Annotated in this window: 14 protein-coding genes; 10 read left to right on the forward strand and 4 right to left on the reverse strand. The window is 29.8% G+C overall.

Annotated features, from left to right (window positions below):
• Positions 1 to 304 precede the first annotated feature (304 nt).
• Complete coding sequence (topA, locus tag MBOVPG45_RS02690) at positions 305 to 2,158, forward strand: type I DNA topoisomerase (protein WP_013456531.1); 1,854 nt, start codon at positions 305 to 307, stop codon at positions 2,156 to 2,158.
• A gap of 144 nt (positions 2,159 to 2,302) precedes the next feature.
• On the opposite strand, the gene MBOVPG45_RS02695 is transcribed toward topA, so the two are convergent.
• Positions 2,303 to 3,355, reverse strand: coding sequence for a zinc-dependent alcohol dehydrogenase family protein (locus MBOVPG45_RS02695; protein ID WP_013456533.1), 1,053 nt, complete (start codon positions 3,353 to 3,355; stop codon positions 2,303 to 2,305).
• 236 nt (positions 3,356 to 3,591) lie between these two features.
• Between MBOVPG45_RS02695 and secA the strand changes: the two genes are divergently transcribed.
• Both secA and MBOVPG45_RS02705 read left to right on the forward strand, forming a co-directional pair.
• Entirely contained in the window at positions 3,592 to 6,105 is a 2,514-nt protein-coding gene (secA, locus tag MBOVPG45_RS02700; protein WP_013456030.1) for a preprotein translocase subunit SecA, read from the forward strand.
• 80 nt (positions 6,106 to 6,185) lie between these two features.
• Complete coding sequence (locus tag MBOVPG45_RS02705; protein WP_013456114.1) at positions 6,186 to 6,431, forward strand: DUF2188 domain-containing protein; 246 nt, start codon at positions 6,186 to 6,188, stop codon at positions 6,429 to 6,431.
• Between the two features lie 106 nt (positions 6,432 to 6,537).
• On the opposite strand, the gene MBOVPG45_RS02710 is transcribed toward MBOVPG45_RS02705, so the two are convergent.
• Genes MBOVPG45_RS02710 through cypl form a run of 3 tightly spaced genes read right to left on the reverse strand, consistent with a single transcriptional unit; the run spans position 6,538 to position 10,543 of the window.
• Positions 6,538 to 8,289 (reverse strand): ABC transporter permease subunit, encoded by a 1,752-nt coding sequence (locus MBOVPG45_RS02710; RefSeq protein ID WP_013456124.1) that lies wholly within the window; start codon positions 8,287 to 8,289, stop codon positions 6,538 to 6,540.
• A complete protein-coding gene (locus MBOVPG45_RS02715; protein ID WP_013456298.1) occupies positions 8,253 to 9,185 on the reverse strand; it encodes an ATP-binding cassette domain-containing protein in 933 nt (310 codons plus the stop codon). Before MBOVPG45_RS02715 ends, MBOVPG45_RS02710 begins: the two co-directional genes overlap by 37 nt.
• Positions 9,186 to 9,187: 2 nt before the next feature.
• A complete protein-coding gene (cypl, locus tag MBOVPG45_RS02720) occupies positions 9,188 to 10,543 on the reverse strand; it encodes an ABC transporter thiamine pyrophosphate-binding lipoprotein p37/Cypl (RefSeq protein ID WP_013455933.1) in 1,356 nt (451 codons plus the stop codon).
• 450 nt (positions 10,544 to 10,993) lie between these two features.
• Between cypl and MBOVPG45_RS02725 the strand changes: the two genes are divergently transcribed.
• From MBOVPG45_RS02725 to MBOVPG45_RS02755, 7 genes are all read left to right on the forward strand, one after another.
• The gene (locus MBOVPG45_RS02725) at positions 10,994 to 12,784 is read left to right on the forward strand and encodes an MAG3090 family protein (RefSeq protein ID WP_013456056.1); all 1,791 of its coding nucleotides are present in this window, start codon (positions 10,994 to 10,996) and stop codon (positions 12,782 to 12,784) included.
• A gap of 111 nt (positions 12,785 to 12,895) precedes the next feature.
• Positions 12,896 to 14,272 carry a glycine--tRNA ligase gene (locus tag MBOVPG45_RS02730; protein WP_013456500.1) on the forward strand — a complete coding sequence of 459 codons (1,377 nt, stop codon included), beginning with the start codon at positions 12,896 to 12,898 and terminating at the stop codon, positions 14,270 to 14,272.
• 41 nt (positions 14,273 to 14,313) lie between these two features.
• Positions 14,314 to 16,254, forward strand: a complete 1,941-nt coding sequence (dnaG, locus tag MBOVPG45_RS02735) for a DNA primase (RefSeq protein WP_013456614.1) — start codon at positions 14,314 to 14,316, stop codon at positions 16,252 to 16,254.
• Positions 16,247 to 17,776 (forward strand): RNA polymerase sigma factor, encoded by a 1,530-nt coding sequence (locus tag MBOVPG45_RS02740; RefSeq protein ID WP_013456620.1) that lies wholly within the window; start codon positions 16,247 to 16,249, stop codon positions 17,774 to 17,776. Before dnaG ends, MBOVPG45_RS02740 begins: the two co-directional genes overlap by 8 nt.
• Before the next feature lie 4 nt (positions 17,777 to 17,780).
• Positions 17,781 to 18,566, forward strand: coding sequence for a Nif3-like dinuclear metal center hexameric protein (locus tag MBOVPG45_RS02745; protein ID WP_013456324.1), 786 nt, complete (start codon positions 17,781 to 17,783; stop codon positions 18,564 to 18,566).
• 110 nt (positions 18,567 to 18,676) lie between these two features.
• Entirely contained in the window at positions 18,677 to 20,041 is a 1,365-nt protein-coding gene (locus tag MBOVPG45_RS02750; RefSeq protein WP_013456117.1) for an FAD-dependent oxidoreductase, read from the forward strand.
• A 338-nt stretch (positions 20,042 to 20,379) separates the two neighbouring features.
• Positions 20,380 to 20,883, forward strand: coding sequence for a dUTP diphosphatase (locus MBOVPG45_RS02755; protein WP_013456509.1), 504 nt, complete (start codon positions 20,380 to 20,382; stop codon positions 20,881 to 20,883).
• Positions 20,884 to 20,895: the final 12 nt, after the last annotated feature.

The following is a 20,895-nucleotide window of genomic DNA, read 5'->3' on the forward strand; positions in this document are numbered from 1 at the left end:
TTATTTTAAGTTACTTAATACAGATAAAATACTCATTGAAAATTATATAGTAAAAATATTTTTCAATAAGTATATAAATACAACTAATTGATTTTACTAAAACAACTGTTTTATAGTAATAAAAGCATAACTTATTATATTTAAAACACCTTTTCCTTCAGATTTGTTAGGGAAAAAATATGAAAAATATTTTTCCATATTCAATTTATTAATATATTAATAAATAAGAAATATGATAATCAAAAAATACGATAATCAAATTTTAATTTAATATGTAATTTTAAAGTATATACTATCCATAATTATGAGTTATAAATTGGTAATTGTTGAATCTCCGAATAAAGTGGAAACTATCAAAAAGTATTTAGGTGATGATTTTAATGTTATGGCTTCTGTTGGTCATATAGCAAGATTAAGTAAAAAAGGCTCAATGGGCTTAGGTATAGATATGGAAAAATGAGAACCTGAGTTTGAAATTGATCCCACTAAAAAAGATGTTGTTAAACATTTAAAAGCAGCTGTTAAAGATGCTGATTTTGTTTATATTGCAACTGACCCTGATCGTGAAGGTGAAGCAATTGGCGATCACTTAGTTAAGTATTTAAAATGCAAAGAAGGAAAATATGCAAGAATTAAATATAATGAGATAACTAAGGACGCCATCCTATATTCAGTTGAAAATCCTACAAAACTAGATCAAAATTTAATTGATGCACAAAAAACTAGAAGAATGTTAGATAGAATTATCGGATTTAGACTAAGTCAACTAATGCAGAAAAAACTATCAAACTCTCCTGCTACACCTTCAGCTGGTAGAGTCCAATCAATTGCACTTAAATTAGTTGTTGATAGAGAAAAAGAAATTGAGAGCTTTGTCCCTAGAGACTATTATTCAGTGGAGGCATTAATTTCAGATTCATTAATTGCTTCAATTTATATGTCAAAGCACAATGCATCTGAAAAAACATGAGTATTTCCTGAAGAAATAGAATCAGTTAAAAAGAGCATTGATATTGAGCCAACTAACATCCTTGTTGTTAAAGATATTAAAGAATCTAAAAAAACATTACCGGCTCTTACTCCTTTTAAACAAGCTGTTTTATACAAAAGAAGTCCATTTAGTTCATCAATAACACAAGCATCGCTTCAAAGACTTTACGAAGGTTTTGGTGATGGTGGTTTGATTAGCTATCCGCGTACAGATAGTACTAGACTAAGCCATACATTTGTTAATGCAACTAAGAATTATATTTCTATTAAGTATGGTGATGAATATGTTTTAGATAAAGTAAAAGGTTTTAAAGGCGATCAAGATGCTCATGAAGCTATTAGGCCCACTGATATAACTCTTTTACCTGATGAAGCTAAAAATAAATATGATCTAAATAATTATGACTACCAAATTTATAAATTAATTTACGAGCACACACTTATGTGTTTAATAACTCCGCCATTAAGAGCTAATAAAACATATAAGTTTTTAAAAGATAAATTGGACTTTAGACTAAATGTAAGTTGAGTGCTTTTTGATGGTTATTATGTAGTTAAAGGTGAAATGAATGAAAACTGCGATCCTGACTATAAAATAGGCCAAACGGTCAATGTTAAAGAGTTTAAAATTGAAAACAAAGAAACTAAACCGCCTGCTAGATATTCAGAAGGATCATTAATTGAAAAATTAGATGATATTAAAGTTGGGCGCCCTTCAACATTTGCTACAACTGTTAAAATAATTTTGAACAGAGAATATGTTAAGTCTGAAAATTCTGCCTTAGTTCCTACTGATTTTGGCAAATTAATTCTGGACAAATTAATTCAAGGTTTTCCAGATATTATTAATGAAGGTTATACTGCTGAAGTTGAAAATCAATTAGATCTTATCGCAACTAATAAAATCGCAGTACAACCAGTAATGGAAGACTTTTATAATAAATTTAAAAATAACTATGAGAATGCTGCACAAAACTTAGATCATACATCAATGAGTTTGCAAAAAGTTGATGAAACATGTCCAAATGACAACGGAAACCTAGTTATAAGAAGAAATAAAAGAGGGGATAAATTTATTGCCTGCGATAATTTCCCTAGATGTAACTTTACGAAAAGTTATGATGATGGATCTAACAAAAAGAGATTTTATAGAAAAAAAGTTAAATAAATTTATATCTATATATTTTACTTATTTTACTGTTTTATAAGCACAAATGTATATTTTGAATATGATAAAACTCACAGCTTAAACCTGTGAGTTTTTGAAATCCTCTTGATTATTGTTAATTAATAATGTGAGAAGAACTAAACATTATTTTGTTGCGTCAATGAAAATTTTCATCGCCTTATTATCAGATGCATTTAGGAAAGTGTCATATGCTTTCATCATATCAGATAAGTTAAATCTGTGAGTAATTAAGCCTTGAACAGGTAGTTTTCCGGTTGATACAGCGTTAATTAACATTGGAAGTGTGTTTGTGTTTACTAATCCTGTTGTAACTGTTAAGTTTTTAATTCATAACTCTTGAACGTTGAAGTCAACTTTTTTACCATGAACACCAACCACTGAGATGTTTCCACCGGCTTTAACTATTTTTTGACATGTGTCTCATGATTGTGGTACACCAACTGCTTCAATAGCAACATCAACACCGTCAGTACCAACAATTTCTTGTAATTTAGTTAATAATGTTTCATCAGGCACTAATGTGTGTGTTGCACCTAGTTTTTTCGCCATTTCTAAACGGTTTTTGTCAAAGTCAATCACAATTAAGTGCGCTGGAGAATATAGTTGTGCTGTTAGCAATGCACCCATACCAACTGGACCAGCGCCAACAATAGCTACTGACTTACCAGGAGCAACATTACCATATTGCACGCCAATTTCATGCCCAGTAGGGAGAGCATCAGATAGCATAACAGCAACTTCATCAGAAATTGATTCAGGGTATTTGTATAAACTATTATCTGCAAAAGGAACTCTTACATACTCAGCTTGTGTTCCATTAATCATATATCCGAATTTTCAACCACCTTCAGCTTCTCTACAGTGTGAGTATAGTTGTTGTCTACAATTATCACATTTGCCACAAGGTGTAACACAACCTATTAAAACTTTGTCTCCAACTTTAACATTTGAAACACTTGATCCGACTTCTTCAACAATTCCAATGCCTTCATGGCCTAAAATTCTTCCGTCAGCAACTTCTGGGTTTTTACCTTTATAAATACCTAGGTCTGTACCGCAAATTGTTGTTTTTGTCACTTTAACAATTGCATCTGTTGGCTTTAAAATAACTGGCTTGTCAACAGTTTCTAAGGCAATCTTATGATCGCCATGATAAACTAAAGCTTTCATTTTCATAAATAATAACCTCTTAAATAATTGTTTGTAATTATGATACACATTTTTGAGTCATATTTTACAATGAATAGGTACTTATAGTCATTTTAGTGGAAAATTGCATAAAAATTTCCTTATTAGAAAGCAACACAAAATTTGTTGATATTTTTGCTAAATATTTAATATTTAAAACACTACTAATCTTTTATATAAGTCATAAAATTTAATATTAGTATAAAATTACTATTATTATGAGTATGAATTTATTTAAGTCTACTGAAATGAGAATTGCTGAAAGAGTACTTAAAAAAATTAATCAATTTGAGCCACTTATTTCTAAATTAACTAATGAAGAATTAAAAAACAAAACAATTCAATATAGAGCCAGACTTGCCGAAGGCGAGTCATTAGATAAAATTAGACCTGAAGCTTTTGCAGTGTGTAGGGAAGCTACTAAAAGAATTTTAGGAAAAAGACCTTACGATGTACAAATGCTAGGAGGTGTTTTACTAGATCTAGGTTCTATTGCTGAAATGAAAACTGGTGAAGGTAAAACCATTACTTCTATTGCACCAGTATATTTGAATGCACTTAGTGGCAAGGGTGCTATTGTTTCAACAGTTAATGAATACTTAGCACAACGTGATGCCGAAGAAATGGGGCAAGTTTTTACATTTTTAGGCCTTAGTGTTGGCATTAATAGAGCACAAATGGATCCTAGCTTAAAAAGAGAGGCATATGCTTGTGATATTACATACTCTATTCACTCTGAACTAGGTTTTGACTACCTAAGAGATAATATGGCTTCTAGCATTGAAGAAAAAGTGCAAAGAGGCTTGCATTTTTGCTTAACTGACGAAGCTGATTCTATATTAATTGATGAAGCTAAGACACCTTTAATTATTTCAGGCGGACAATCTGAAGATTCAAATGTTTATTTAGCATCTGATCAATTTGTGAGAACATTAGACGAAAATGACTATGAAATAGATGAAGAAACTAAAGCCATATCCCTAACTTTTAATGGTGTGCAAAAAGCTAATAGATTCTTTAACTTTGATAATTTATATGACATTAAAAACTCAGAAATAGTACACCGGATTCAAAATGCACTCAGGGCTCACAAAGTTATGAAAAATAATGTTGAGTACATTGTGAGAGATGGAAAGATTGAATTAGTCGATGCTTTTACTGGCCGGATAATGGAAGGAAGATCATATAGTGAAGGCTTACAACAAGCTATTCAAGCTAAAGAAATGGTTGAGATTGAGCCCGAAACTAAAACAATGGCTACAATTACCTACCAAAACTTTTTCCGTATGTTTGATAAGCTTTGCGGTATGACTGGTACAGCCAAAACAGAAGAGCAAGAATTCATTGATATTTACAATATGAGAGTCAATGTTGTTCCCACCAATAAGCCTGTAATTAGGCAAGATTTAAAAGATTCAATTTATGCATCATACCAAGCTAAGTGAATGGCTGTTGTTGAAAAAGTTAAAGAACTTTATGAAAAAGGACAGCCGGTTTTAGTCGGTACTGCCCAAATTGAAGATTCAGAATTATTACATGAATTACTCATAAATGCTGAAATTCCGCACACAGTACTTAACGCTAAGCAAAATGCTTCTGAAGCCGAAATTATTTCGCACGCTGGACAAGTAAAGGCTGTTACTATAGCAACAAATATGGCTGGTCGTGGTACCGACATTAAACCTAGTCCTGAAGCACTAGCTTTAGGTGGACTTTATGTGTTAGGAACTGATAAAGCTGAAAGTAGAAGAATTGACAACCAGTTACGTGGTCGTTCTGGTCGTCAAGGTGATCCAGGGGTGTCTAAATTCTTTCTTTCTATTGATGATCAACTTATGCGTAGATTTTCTAATTATGAAGAATTTAAAGAACAATTTAAAAACGATGGCGACAAGGAAGTAACTACAAAATCGCTTCTATATGGTTTTTCTGAAGCTCAAAAGAAAATTGAAGGATTTAACTATGACACTCGTAAGAATGTCTTGCACTATGATGATGTTATTCGTCAACAAAGAGACCTGTTTTATGCACAAAGAGATCTAATCTTAATAAATGATGATATTGAATTTGTTATTAACAGAATGATTAAAAGTAATGCTAATTCAATAGTCAATATGCCTAAATTTAAAGACAAGGGCAACATATTTAAATATCACGATTTTATTGAATACATCAATGAAACAATACTAGGCAAAACTATTAAAACCAAATTAATGTATGACGATATTAAAGACTTGCATGATAATGATTTATTGCAATACGTTAGTGATTTTCTTTTAGCTAGCTATCATAAATGAAGAGATAAGGCTTTGGATAATACTGACTTATCTTATGTAAGATGATATGAAAAAAACATTATATTAAGAATAATTGATAAGTATTGACAAAATCACATTGACACAATGGATAAATTAAGATCGCACACAAACTTGGTGCAGTATGCACAAAAAAATCCTTATCAAGTTTATACTCAAGAAGGAAGTAAAAAGTTTGATGAAATGCTCAGCAACATTGCTTATGATGCAATGACAGAAATCTTCAAAGACCGACTTGGAGCTGAAAGCTTAATAACTAGTGAAATGGAAAATGATCCTATTTTTAGACAGCTAGTTGACAACATAATTCTTGACGATATGCCTGATGATGAACGTGAAGAATTAATTGTAAATATGTACAAAAATGTTAAATCGCAAATAGAACAAAACATAAATGATGCTAATAGCTTAGAAAATGAATAATTTCAAGTCAAATTTATGTTTATCCTTATATTTTAGGCTTAAAATGAAATATAATTTAATAGCATATATAAAGGAGACATATGAGCGCTTTAGACAAAAAGCATGATAAAAAAGTAACTGTTTGACACGTTACACCTAAGGGTGATGTTTGACAAGTCAAAGGTTCAGGCGCCCTTCGTGCCACTAAAATTTTTAACACTCAAAAAGAAGCTATTGACTATGCTAATGAATTATCAAAAAGAAATAGTGGCTCAGTTTTAATTCATAGAACAACTGGTGAAGTTAGAGCTAGCATAAACAATAAAAATAAAGCAAAAGCAAAATAACTTTCTCCCAATAATGCTATAAAATAGACATAAAGAAAAATTAGTGCTGCTAATGCACTGATTTTTATTTCTAAGAAATTAAAAAGAGACAAATTTCTCTGTCTCTTTATCTTTTGACTCTTCTAACAATTAATCTGCCTATTATATTGATTAAAAGTATTGAGAAGCAACTTAATCATACATAAGAAAGTGCAATTCCAGGTTGGTAGCTTCTTGTGTCTAGATATTTATTTATATTTCTTCCAATGTGTAATTCTTGGTTGGCTAAAACATAATAAGTGATTGAATTTCTAAATATTAATTCAAAGTAGAAAATGGTCATTGATATAAAATCTACTTTTATTGCTGGAAGGACATATTTAAGAAAAATTTGATTGTTGGTATAACCTTGCATTCGCATATTATTTATTATTTCGATGTCTAGATTATCAACAACTTCCGTGAGCTGTTTAGACTGTGAACACATTTGATGGATACTAACAACTAGCATTAATAATGTTATAGGACTAGGAAAAATATTAAAGAATGTATAAAACAATACTGTAGTTGGAATTAATCTTACTAAAACATTTAATGAACGTGCTGTTGCAGCAACATATAACCTGTTTAGATTTAAAGACTGAAGTCTAATTGAAATAATAGTCAGAACAATACAAATGAATAGGGAAGCGAAAGAAAATTGTAATGAATTTCAAATAAGTAATATTGGATTATGATGAACGTCAGTACTTTTAAAACTAAAGTGAGAAAAATCAGGATTAAATACGTGTTTAAAAAACTCTTTAGTGGCATCCAAATTATGAATTTTGATGCTAGTTGTGGCAAATGTAACAATTGAAACAGTCGCAAAAAGTACGAATATTAGAATAATTATTATTCTTCTAACATTTGCTTTTTTTGAAAGTCTGTTGTAATAAGAAGCCTTGGTTTCATCTTTTTTAGGCAAAATGACTTTTGTTTTTGCTTCGAATAAATACCGCTTAAAAATATAATTAAGCACTTCTAAAAGCAAAACAAACACCATTAGCACTAAAAGCGGAATACCTAGCTCATTGAAATATGTAATTTGCTTTGATGCATAATAAATTAACTTACCAATACCTGGTAATGTAAGGGCACCTAAAATAGATGCTCATCTCATATTGGATTCAAATGAAAAGATAAACAATGCAATTATTCTGTTTTTAACTCTTGGATAAATTTCCTTGAAAAAAGCCTTTGTTTTTGAATTACCTTGCATTAGAGAAATTTTATAAGCTTCTAGGTCAACAGAAACTAATAATTCTTCATAATACTTATGCAACCATAGTCATGTGAATCATATATAAACTAACAATAAGCTTAGTTCATTCTGAATGCTAAGAATGAAAAGCTGAATAAAAACTAATTCAGGTATAGAACGCAAAATTAGCATTATGGCAAACACTAAAAAAGCACTATATTTATTAGTTGGTGTAGCAAAAGAGAAGTACGCAGTAACCAAAGAGAGAACGAATCCAATAAAAGTTCCTGTGAGTGCTAACTTGATAGTCACTCACAACACTTTCATTGTCTCTATAAATAGGTTTTCATAATTACCGTCAAATCTGCCTGTTCTTTCAGTATATTTATTTCCAAAAGAAAACAAGAGTTTTAATTTTTTGGCTACATCATTAAAATTAGAAATTTTTATATTTCCTGATAAAGCATATATTGAATATAGACAAACTGCTATGAAGGCTATAAACAAGAGATGAAAGTAAACTGGATGTGTCTTTCAACTTGTTGCTGTATTTGATTTTTTATTTATATAACGAAATCTAAAAAATGTCGATTCTTTGACTAAGTCTTTGTTTCAATTATTTGATTTAACTCACATTGCTCAACATCTTTAGTTAATTTATCAAATACAATAGTTTTGTTTTTAATAGCTATAACTCTGTCAAAATTTTTTTTAACTAAACCTAGGTCATGAATATTGACAATTATAGTTTTGCCTTGTTTAGAGATTTCTCTTAGTATTGCTAAAACTTCTAAACTATTCTGACGATCTAAGTTTGAAGTTGGCTCATCAGCTAAAATTAAGTCAACATTTTTGACTAATAGTTTAGCTATTTCGACTCTTTGCTGCTGACCGCCGCTAAGGTCGCTAACCTTATAGAAAGCTTTATCTAAAATTCCTAATTCATCTAATTTTGAGAAAATATTAATTTTCTGTTTTTTAGTAATTATGCTGAACAGTTTATAAAATCAATTTTCATATTGTGAAATTGACCTAATAATGTTGTTATAAACATTTTCAGTATTAATTAAATTGGGCTTTTGTGTTAAAAATCCAATTCGAGACATAATCTTCTTTTTTTGTCTTTTAAGAAATAGCTTTTTGCTATTAAAAATACATTTTTTAGTTTTGCTATTTGGATTTTTATTCTCATCATCCACAGATTCAGAAAAATGATTATCAGGAGCAAGGTTAGAATCATAACTACTTTTATTATCTAATTTTTTGTGCGTCTTTGTAAGCTTATTGTCTGTTAATTTGTTATCTTTTACACTTGTTTTATAGATGTTTTGGCCAAAAATCTTTATCTCGCCTTTTGAAACATTTATTGCATTAACTAAGACCTTAAATAGTGTACTTTTTCCTACACCACTAGGCCCTATAATGGCTATAAATTCACCTTCATTAACATCTAAATTTAAATTCTCTAGTATGAAATCGCTTTTCTTATTATACTTAGCGTAAATTCCTTTTAATTCAATAACTTTAGACATTATTATGCTTTAGGCGAAACAACCTTTAAGCCTTCAAAGTCTTGTTTTGATTCCGCACGAACTTGGAACTTAGTTAATATTTCTAATAATTCCTTGTTTAATGGTTGGAATTTATTGTAACCAGTGTAAATACCATATGTGTTTTCTGTTAATGACAATGATTGTAATGCTTTAGAAATTAAGTTAACTTGAGTGTTGGATAGCCCAACTCTAGCTAATACCATATCATATGGTGCAGGGTTTGTTAGTGTAAGAACTCTAACAACATCATTTTCTGCATCATCATATGACTTGCCTTCATTAAATTTAGATGGTCTATATTTAGTTGAAGTTTTTTTAGATAAAGTTCAGTTGTATGCGCCTTCATCATCAAAACTAATGTGTGGTGTTAACTTTTTCTTACCTGTCTTGTCCTCGGTTTCTTTACCTAAAGAATCTTTAGCGCTTTTACCTCTAACAACATATTCATCGTTTTCAGCTAAGAATTTATTAATTTCTTGAACTGTTTTGCCAAAGTGACGAGCAAAAAGTGCAACTTGGTATTTGTATTTTCCAGCACTGTTTGTTTCCTCAAAGCTTATTCCGTGTTTATAGAAATCATCTCATTTCTTTTCATTTCAAGCTTTAACTATAGCATCTCTAGTTGCTTTATTACCAGAAATATAAACTGCACCATGGTAAATGTATGTAACATCTTTTTTCTCATAGAAGTTGGTGTATTTTGAACCATCGAAATGAAGCTTCTTACCTTCGCCAGTAATTTCATGTCATTCTGGATATTCTTTACCTAGCACTTTGGTTCATTTTATGTTGTTCTTATCCGCGTGAAGTCGTAATTTGTCTTTAGAAGAACCATCAGAATATAGATCATTATCATCTGAACTTCATGTGAATTTTAATGTACTTGCTTGTGAAACTAATTTAGGAGCAAATTTTTCATTAAACTTGCCATCTTTTCATAGCTCATTAATGTACTGAGTGTAGTTTGAAATGTAAAGGTCATTTTCCTTGTTGTCTGATGTTAGTTTTGTGAAGTATTTACCACCACGATCAGTTTTTATAACAAACTTAACATCTGGTAAGTCTTTGGTTTTAGAATCTTTATTCTTTAAATCATTAAATCTTTTGCCTAATAAATCTAAGAAATCAGTTTCTAACTTGGTTTTTAAAAAACCGTTATTAATTCATCCATTAGTAATTGATATTTCTTTATCTCAACTTTTAGCAATATCTTCTTTTTTCTCATCAACAACTGTATTTTGATAAGGTGAAGTATTGCCACAAGAAATAGCCAATAGTGGTGAGGCAGCTAAAAATGAAAGCCCACCTGCCATAGCTATTAAGTTCATTTTTTTCATATAAAAATCTCCTTTAATACAGGGAGATTTCTCGAATATACATTCGATTGGTCGCTACGCTAGCATTATCTAGATCAGCTTATAGGTATATTCTCAGCCATTATAGATTAATAATTCAGGCACCCTGTATATAAATATTTTAATATAAAATTTAGTTTATTATGTAAATGACAAAAATGTGGCATCTCGATTTTATGTCAAAATTTGTTGTTTATGCCTGTTTTATAGGTGTATTTGTTTAAAAACTCATATTTTGACTAAATGTAGCAGTAAAAGTTGAATTAACCATTACTTTTATTGCTCTTGATTTTTTCTCAGTATCTTTAAAACAGCCTTAAAAGATGAAAATATATTCCCTAATATGTTAAAAAAATCGTCATTTTGTTATAATAAGAGAAAACATATAAATATTTTACTTAGTTAATGATTAAATCGAGGAGCAACAACATTATGAAAAGACTTAATTGTACCTATGAAATTAAACAAGATAATAATTTCCCTTGATTATTAAAGCACCCTAAGGTTAAAAAAGGCCTAGCAAAGTTTAAAACACGTGAAGAAGCTTTGAATTGGTATATGCTCTTAGATTATGAAACAGCAGTTTGATTCCAAGATAACCAAAAAATTTTTGCAGGTCAATTAACTATCGATTATGAAGATGGCGAGTGATACTACTACATTAAAACTAAAGACTTTGATGGTGATGCAACATATGATGGTGTTTGTCATGAATTAGGAATTAATCCTTACAATTACAAACGTGATAGAGATGCCGAAATTAAAAAAGGTAAAAAATTAGTTGAGGGCAGAGACTACATTTTAATTTCAGATCCTGCTACATACTTCCCACTGAACTTAGAAATTTCAAAAAGAAAACGTAAAGATGTTGTTGATATTGAACACATAAAAGTTCAATATGAAACTAAAATTCTTTCATTGCAAGAGCAAATTAATTCTAATGATGAACATATTTCAGAAGAACTAAAGCAATCTAGAGAAGAATTAGCAAAAAAAGAGTTAGAACTAAAAGAGATCTCAAACAAAATTAATTTATTAAAACAAAATACTCTTTCGCGTCAAGAAGTCAAATATGTTCAATTTATTGAGCTTAAAGGGTCAGACATTTTTGGTGCTACTGCTCTTTATAATGACAAGATTAAAAAGGCTATTGAAAGCTTAGATAATAAAAAAATAAGCTGAGATGATTTTAATAGAATTAAGAAAAACTTTAGTGACTTTGAAAGCTCTATTGTTTACAAAAAATCTAGGATGAGTGATAAAGGATTAAGATTAATCTCAATCTTATATGATGAATTCAAGACAATCTCAATTGAACTTTTATCTAAGTTAGAGCCTATCGATGATTTGGATGATTCATTTGCTAATAGAGCATTTTATAAAGGTTCGGAAGGCAAATTAATTTCAGTTAGCTGAGAATTATCATTTGTTTTAGTTGAATTTATGCATGTTGGTTTCGTGCCTGAGGATGAATATACATATTCAATTCCATATTTAGTTGAACGTTCAAAATACTTAGTTACATTGATTGATGCCGGAGATAACAACAAGATTGTAACATTCCAGCCTGGTTTGGAACAAACTAGTGAAATTGAATTAGATGAAGCTAAAGAAGATGTTGTTGAAACCAAAACTGTTCAATTGTCTGAAAAAGTAGAGATAAAAGAAGAAACTAAAAAGCCAACACTTATTTACTATGAATTAGCTAAACCTGAACCAATTGCTGAGCCTGAGCCTGTTACTGTTGCTGATGAAAAGACTGAAGTTGTGCCTGAAGTATCTGAGTCTACTGAAGTTAAAGAAGCAACCATTATTATCTACAACTTAGTTAAAGAAGAGCCAGCAGTAGAAAAAGTGGAAGCACCGGTTGCTGCTGCTGAAGAAGAAGTTAAAGAAGCTTCAGTAATTCCAGTTGTGGTTGAAGAAAAACCAGTTGAAGTAGAAGAAGTAGAAACCATTAAACCTGTTGAAAATCAACCATACTTCTATGAAGATCGTGTTGCTTCAAATGTTGCTATCGAAGATTACACATTGCCTGCTGAAGAACAAATGCCAGCAGTAGCAAAAGAAGAAGCAAAAGAAAAAGGTACAGTTGCTAAGAAAAACATATTGTTCTATGTGGCTGTTACATTATTAGTATTACTAATAATTGCCCTTGTGACAGTTTCAATTTTAGGTATTGTTCACCTTACAACAGACATTAAATTCTTCAAGAGTTTATAAACACTAGCAAATAAACAATAATTTTAGTAATTGTTGTTTTTTGTATTTTTTTTATAAAATAAATAAGTATTATATATAATACTTAATTTGCATATAGGATATTAACAAAACATGAATAACAAAGACAAAAATATGAGCAACATTATTAATCATCTCAAAGCAACAGGCTTTGTTTTTCAAGGTAGTGAAATTTATGGTGGTCTTTCAAATACTTGAGACTATGGACCGCTAGGATCACTTTTAAAAGAAAACATAAAAGATTTGTGAAAGAAAGAATTTATATATAGCGAACATAATAACTTTTTGATCGATTCAAAAATCTTGATGAATCCCAAAGTTTGAGTAACTTCGGGACATGTTTCTAATTTTAATGACCCCTTGATTGAAAACAAAGTTAATGGCAAAAGATATAGGGCTGATAAAATTATCCAAGAAATTGATCCATCATTAGTGCCTGAGTCTATGACTTTTGAACAAATGCATGACTATTTATCGAAAAATGTAAGTGAATATGATGGATCAAAGTGTACTTGAAGCGAAATTCGTAAATTTAACTTAATGTTTGAAACTAAACAGGGCATTATTGAAGGCGAGAAAAACTTAATTTATTTAAGACCAGAAACTGCTCAAGGTATTTTTGTTAATTTTAAAAATGTTCTAAGAAGTACTAGAGCCAAATTGCCAATAGGCATAGGTCAAGTTGGTAAAAGTTTTAGGAATGAAGTTACTCCAGGAAACTTTATTTTCAGAACTAGAGAATTTGAACAAATGGAATTAGAGGTGTTCCATGATCCAAAGGACTCGGATTTCTTATTTAATAAATACCTGTATAAAGCAAAAGACTTTGCTACATTACTTGGAATTAAAGATGAAAATGTTCGGATCAGAGCTCATGAACAAGATGAATTAAGTCATTATTCTTCTGCAACTAGTGACATTGAATATTTATTCCCTTTTGGATGAGGAGAATTATTGGGTGTTGCTAATAGAACAGATTTTGACCTGAAAGCTCATATGCAGGCCACTGGAGAAAGTTTAGAATATTTTGATCCAGTAACTAATTCAAAATTAATTCCATTTGTAATTGAGCCATCAATAGGTCTAGATAGACTTATGCTTGCTTTATTAATTGATTCATATGATGAAGAAGCAATATCAGAAAATGACAGCAGAATTGTTTTAAGAATGCCTAAATCTGTTGCTCCATATAAATTTGCAATTTTGCCTTTAGTTAAAAAACTAAATGATAAGGCTGAAGAGATTTACAAAGAATTGCTAAAACTTAATATTGCAATTACATATGATGATGCTGGCTCTATTGGTAAAAGATACAGACGCCAAGATTCAATTGGCACGCCATACTGCATAACAGTTGATTATGATTCACTAAATGATGAATGTATAACAATTAGAAATAGAGATAGTATGCTACAAGAAAGAATTAGCATATCTGAGTTATATAATCTAGCCAAAAATGACTTTAAATAAGCCAAATTTGTAAAATTACAGCGAAAGGATATTTAAATACAATGTCAAGAGTTCCAAACGAAATTGCTAACAATATTATTTCTGCAAATGACATTGTTGATGTCCTAAGAGACTTTATAGAGCTAAGAAAAAAGGGTCAATCATATGTTGCTCTTTGCCCTTTTCATAATGATACAAATCCTTCAATGAGCATTGACAGTCGTAGACAAATCTTTAAATGTTTTGTTTGCAACACTGGCGGAAATGCATTGACATTTTTAAAGCTATTTAAAAAATGAAGTTATGCTGAATCATTAAAATATTTAGCAGACAAAGCTGGAATTGAATTCATTATTCCTGATATTAGCATAAATGAATATCAAAATGAAAGTAAACTAAGCGAAACAGACATTAAAGTTTATGAAGCTTTAGATAAAGCAAATTCATTTTATAAATCTGAATTAGTTAAGACAGATAACCCTGTAATTAAGGCTTTTTTGAAAAATCGTAATTTGAGTTACAATGACTGCAATAAATATGATATTGGCTATGCACCAATTGCACGCTTTAGAGATGTTTTTGCAACTGAAATTGAAAATGATTTAAGCATTTTAATTAATGCTTCATTAGTCTCACTTAATACTAAAGAAGAATTTTTCAAAAATAGAATAACTTTTGGTATTAGAGATGAATATAACAAAATAGTTGGCTTTAGTGCTAGAGCATTAGATGATTCAAAACCCAAGTATATAAATAGTTCTGAAAATTACTATTTTAAAAAGTCAAGTATTCTATATAACTTGAATAACATTTATGAAAGTGCAAACTTTAATCAAATAATAATCACTGAAGGATTCTTTGATGTTATTGCACTTAATAAATGCAACATTCCTGAAGCAATTTGTCTAATGGGAACTGCTTTAACTAAAGAGCATGTTTATAAACTCCAAAAATTTAAAAAAATAATTTTGTTCTTAGATGGCGATGATGCTGGTCAAGAGTCAACATTTAAGACAATCAAAACTTTGCTTCAAAACAATTACACAAACATTTATGTTGTCAAAAATAACAGTAATTTAGACCCCGATGAATTATTAAATACACATGGACCTGAAGCAGTCAAAAGTTTAATTAATGATGCGAGCTTATACATTTATTTTATTTATGACTACTTAAGAATAAAATTTGGTCTTTACGATGGATACAACATTATTGAAGTAAATGAGATGCAATTTCAAAAGTTCGGATCTGAATTTTATCCTTTTTGATTAAAGCTGTCACAAAATGCTGCAACTGTTTTTAATGAAAAATTAAAAAAAGAATACAATAGAGATATTAACTTTATTATTGACAAAGGCAACAGTTTTAATAATGATTTTAGTACTCAAGATAATATAAATTTAAACAATTATGATGAATTTTATGACATCAATAGTATGCCTTACTATGATGATGTTGTAGATAGTCAAAATTATAATAGGGTTCCAAATTTTAGCAATCCTAAGCTTTATAAGCCTGTAAAACAGGAATATAAGCAAAATTGAATTGAAAAAATGCTACTAATTTTGCTTCACTATCCAAACTTACAAGAGTTTTTTTATAAAAACCATTCTAAATTTCCTTTTGAATCAATTGAGCTTAATTCTAACACATTAGAATTTGATAAAGATTTAAAGGCAATTTATAAAAAGTTAATTAATCATACAAAAATTAGCCCTGAAGAAGCTAATAAAATAATTCAAAAATTTAGTGAAGAAGGTAAAGACCATTTTATAAACAAGTTTCATTTTAGTACTAGAGATATAGTTCAATTAGAAAAAGATTTTGCAGAAATTTACAAAAGAGCTAGAGATGATGATTTAAAAAGGTACAACAGCTATATTGTTAATGATCTAGGGGCTAATAGTTCAGGCTTAGAAATCAATAACAAAATAGTTAAAGAAATTTTGGAAAAGCAAAGACAAAATAAATTAAAAATGGATGATGAGGATCAGAATGAGTAAAAAAAGTGAGTTAAGAGCTACAGTTAAATTAATCAAATCACACCTTAAAAATTTAGGTAAAGCAACCTTAACACAAGAAGAAGTTTATGAATATTTAGATTCAATTAAGGTTGAGGTTCCTGATGATGATATGGACATTATGCTAGAATTGCTTTTAGAAGAAAACATTCTTGCAGATGACTTTGACGATGGTGATGCTTCTTTTGTTAATAGCGATGATATTATGGATGAAGTTGATGCTGAGAAGTCTATGAATAAGGATGATCAGTCAAAGGGCTATGATGATGGTTATAGCAGTAAAATGCAACTTAAGTCTAATGAAACTGAAGAGCTAGAAGATGATTCAGATTATTCTAAATTAATTAGAAATTATAGTGATAATTCTTATGATTCATATGAAGATGAATCTGATGAGTTTATGGTTATGGATGATGATTACCATGACTCAAGCTATGACGAGGATGATGAAGATGACGAAATAGTCTATAAAACAGACGATAAAGACCAAGTCACTGCCAAAGCTAAAAGAGGAAGAAAACCTAAAACTAAACTTAATTTAGATACATTAGAATTAGAAGATTTTTCAGCTGAAGAAATTGATCTTAGTGCTAATTTATCAGTTAAAAAAGAAGATCTTAAAAACAAACTTACTGAAACAAATGATATTGTTAAATGATACATGCGTTGAATTGGTAAGTATGGTAAATTATTGCAACCTGAAGAAGAATTTGAATTAGCTACTGAAATGGACAAAGGTGGTTTCAGAGGTAAAAGAGCTAGAGATAAATTAATCAAAAGAAACTTGCGTTTGGTTATTAACAATGCTAAGAAGTACAAAAACAGGGGCTTAAGTTTTATTGACTTAATTTCTGAAGGTAACTCAGGAATTATTAAGGCTGTGCAAAAGTACAATGTCAATAAAGGATTTAAATTTTCAACTTATGCAACTTGATGAATTCGTCAAGCAATTACTAGAGCTGTGGCCGATCAATCTAGAACTGTCCGTGTACCAGTTCACATGGTAGAGACTATCAATAAAATAACTAAAATTGAGCGTGAGCTACAACAAGAAAATGGCGTTGACCCAACAGATGAAGAAATTGCACAAAGATATGGCAATGACTTTACTGCTGAAAAAGTTAGACACATTAGAAAGATCAACATCGACCCTATTTCTTTAGATAAGCAAATTGGCAAGGAAAATGATTCATCATTTAGTGACTTTGTTAAAGACGAAAGTGTTGTTAACCCTGTTGAATATGCTTCGCATGAAGAATTAGTTGAAACTTTAAACACTATTTTAAAAGACACTCTTGATGCAGATGAATATGAATTAATTTGCAAAAGATATGGTGTAGGTTTTGACAATAATGGTGAAAAATATAAGGTATTCTCATTAGAAGAATTAGCCTTAGAAAGAAATGTTTCTAAGGAAAGAATTAGACAAATTGAAAATAAAATTTTAAGAAAACTAAAGAGCAGTCCAGAAAGAAGTAGATATTTAAAAGTATTTATGGAATAGTGCTATGCTGATATTAAAAATTAGTAATTACCTTTTAAAAAAGTATATTTTGGAAAATAAAGAAGAGTGAGATCCTGCTGGATGAGCACTTCATTTTAAACTTAATAGAAGAATAAGGGGCGTTGTTGTTGCACTTGATTTAACCCCTGCAGTTTTAGAAAAAGCGCTTAGTTCAGATTCAAATTTAATTGTTACTCATCATCCATTTAAGTTTTACGAAACCTGAGAAGAAGAATTTGAATACGCTCCATACAAAAAGAAAATTTTTGAAGCACTAAATGAAAATCGCATTAATGTTTTGTGCTTGCACACTAATTATGACAATTATAAGTACGGAACTAGTTACCAAATTGCTAAAAGATTAGACTTAAGCGAAAATATATCTCATTTTGAAAACACTAATTATCCAGTAGCAATTAAAGATGTTAATTTGCCATTAAGCAATATTATTAATGCAATTAAACAACAATTAAATTTATCTCAAATGAGAACTAATATTTTAAATGAAGATATAAACAACAAAATTATAAACAATATAGTTATTTTTGCTGGTTCAGGCTCAATAAACGAAATTAATAAAGTGTCAAGTGATTATGACTTAATCATAACTAGCGATGTAAAATGAAGTGATTGATTAACTTATAGTGAATTACAAACACCAATATTAGAAATAAGTCATTTAAGTGAGCAAGCCTTTGTCTATGACATTTACTCTCAATTAAAAGAAACTTTTCCTGACAGAAATATTTCAATGGTAGAAATTTATAAGGAGCCATATAGCAATATATAGGCTTTTTATTTTATATTTTTTGCATATTTACATATTATTTTTTTCATATTTAAAAATTAGCCTTAAATAAAGTTTAAAATTTTTCTACTATATTAAATTGGAGGACTTATATGAAGATTATTTTAGTGGGAGCAAACCACGCAGGAACTTCATTTATCAGAACAGTTAAAACCGTTAATAAGGATGTTCAAATTACAGCTTATGACAGAAACACAAATGTTTCATTTTTAGGTTGTGGTATAGCAGTTTGAGTAGGTGGTGAATTTAGCCAACCTGATGGATTATTCTACTCATCACCTGACATTCTTAGAGACAAATATGGTGTTGATTTAAAAACTGAACATGAAGTTATTAAAATTAACAAAGACAAGAAAGAAGTAGTGGTTAAAAACCTAAAAACTGGCGAAGAATTTACAAATTCATATGACAAATTAGTATTTGCTGGCGGTACATGACCAATCGAACCTAAAATTCCTGGCATTGAATACAACAATATTGTTCTTTCAAAATTATTCCAACACGCACAACACCTAGTTGAGTTAGCAAACAATGACAAAATTAAGAATGTTGTAGTTGTTGGTGCTGGATACATTGGAATCGAACTTACTGAAGCATTCTGACAAAAAGGCAAAAACGTTACTTTAATTGACAACAATCCTAGAGTTATTGGCAACTACTTTGACCCTGAATTTACAGATATAATGGAAGCTAATATCAAAAAAGATGGTGTTAAATTAGCTCTTGGTGAAATGGTTAAAGAATTTAAATCAGTTAATGGTAAAGATGTTTCATCTGTTGTAACAGATAAAGGTGAACATGCTGCTGATTTAGTAATAATGAGCGTTGGCTTTAGACCAAGAACAGAAATGGTTGAAGCTGAAAAACTACCTAACGGTGCTATTAAGGTAAATGATTTCCAACAAATTTTAGGTGATGAAAACATCTATGTAATTGGTGATTCATCTGCTATTAAACACAGTGTTACAGGAAACCATACACACGTTGCTCTAGCAACAAACGCTGTTAAAACTGGTGTTGTAGCTGCATTGCACATTGCAGGATTAAATATACCATTCCCAGGTGTTGCCGGAACAAACGCTATTAATGTTTTTGGTTGCCACTATACAAGTACAGGTTTCACTGAAGAAGCTGCTAGAAGAAATGGTCTTACAGATGTAGCTAGTGTATACTTTGAAGACTTTGACCGTCCTGAATTTATGAGCACATCTGAAAAAGTTGCATGTAAGATTGTTTATGACACAAAGACATTGAAACTAGTCGGAGCACAAATTGGTTCATGAGGAAACGCTATTCACACTGAAACGATTTTCATGTTAGCTCTAGCTATCCAAAAAGGATTAACACTTCCTGAAATTGCTCTTACTGATGTTTACTTCTTGCCACACTTCAACAAGCCATTTAACTTTGTTTTAGTTCCTATCTTAAAGGCATTAGGAATTGACTACAAATATTAATTAGTAATACAAGTTCTAAAAAGAAGCATATTCCCACTTTTATGCTTCTTTTGTTTTTATTTAAAGCCTATAAAACAACTGCTTTAGATGATAACACTTTTAGACTTTTATATTTGTTTTTGTTTAAAATAAGCTATAGTTTATTCGCAACTTCATTAATATCATTACTATACTCTTGCCTTGCATTCTATAAAAATGCTCTGCAGACTATATTTATCTCATAATGCTTAAAAAGTATAAAATTTACTAATAAGTAGTTTACTTTAACAAATATAATATTTTTTTTTACAAAAGTATTATTACTTAAATAAATATAGGAATTGTTTATACTTTTAGCTATGAATTTGAAAAAGATATTTGAGATGCAAAAAGATTTAGACAAGGCAATCATTAGTCGTAATGACATAGATGCCTCTAATAGTAAAATAAGCCAAGCAGAGTTTGATGAAATGAAATTATTAGCAACTTTAGTTGAAACAGCTGAATTTGCTAATGAAGTTCAATCATTTAAATACTGAAAGGCTAACAAAAGCATTAATCGCGAAAAGGCTTTAGAAGAGTTTGCTGATATGCTTCACTTTGTTGGCTCTTTTGCATACAAATATAATGTTGATCCAGATATTGAACCATTAATATTATCTGACAATGTAAATAAACAAATTTGTTTATTATTTAGCACAATAAGTAGTGCAATAAACAATTTAAACAAATATGTCATATCTCAGATGTTAGCCATTGCTTTAGGAGTTGCCAAGTTACTTAATTATTCTGAAGATGAAATAATTCACTGGTACTATATTAAAAATAAAAAAAATTACGAAAGAATAAAAGAAAAATATTAAAATTTTGCAGTT

This window comes from Mycoplasmopsis bovis PG45, assembly GCF_000183385.1.
Lineage (GTDB): Bacteria > Bacillota_I > Bacilli_A > Mycoplasmatales > Metamycoplasmataceae > Mycoplasmopsis > Mycoplasmopsis bovis.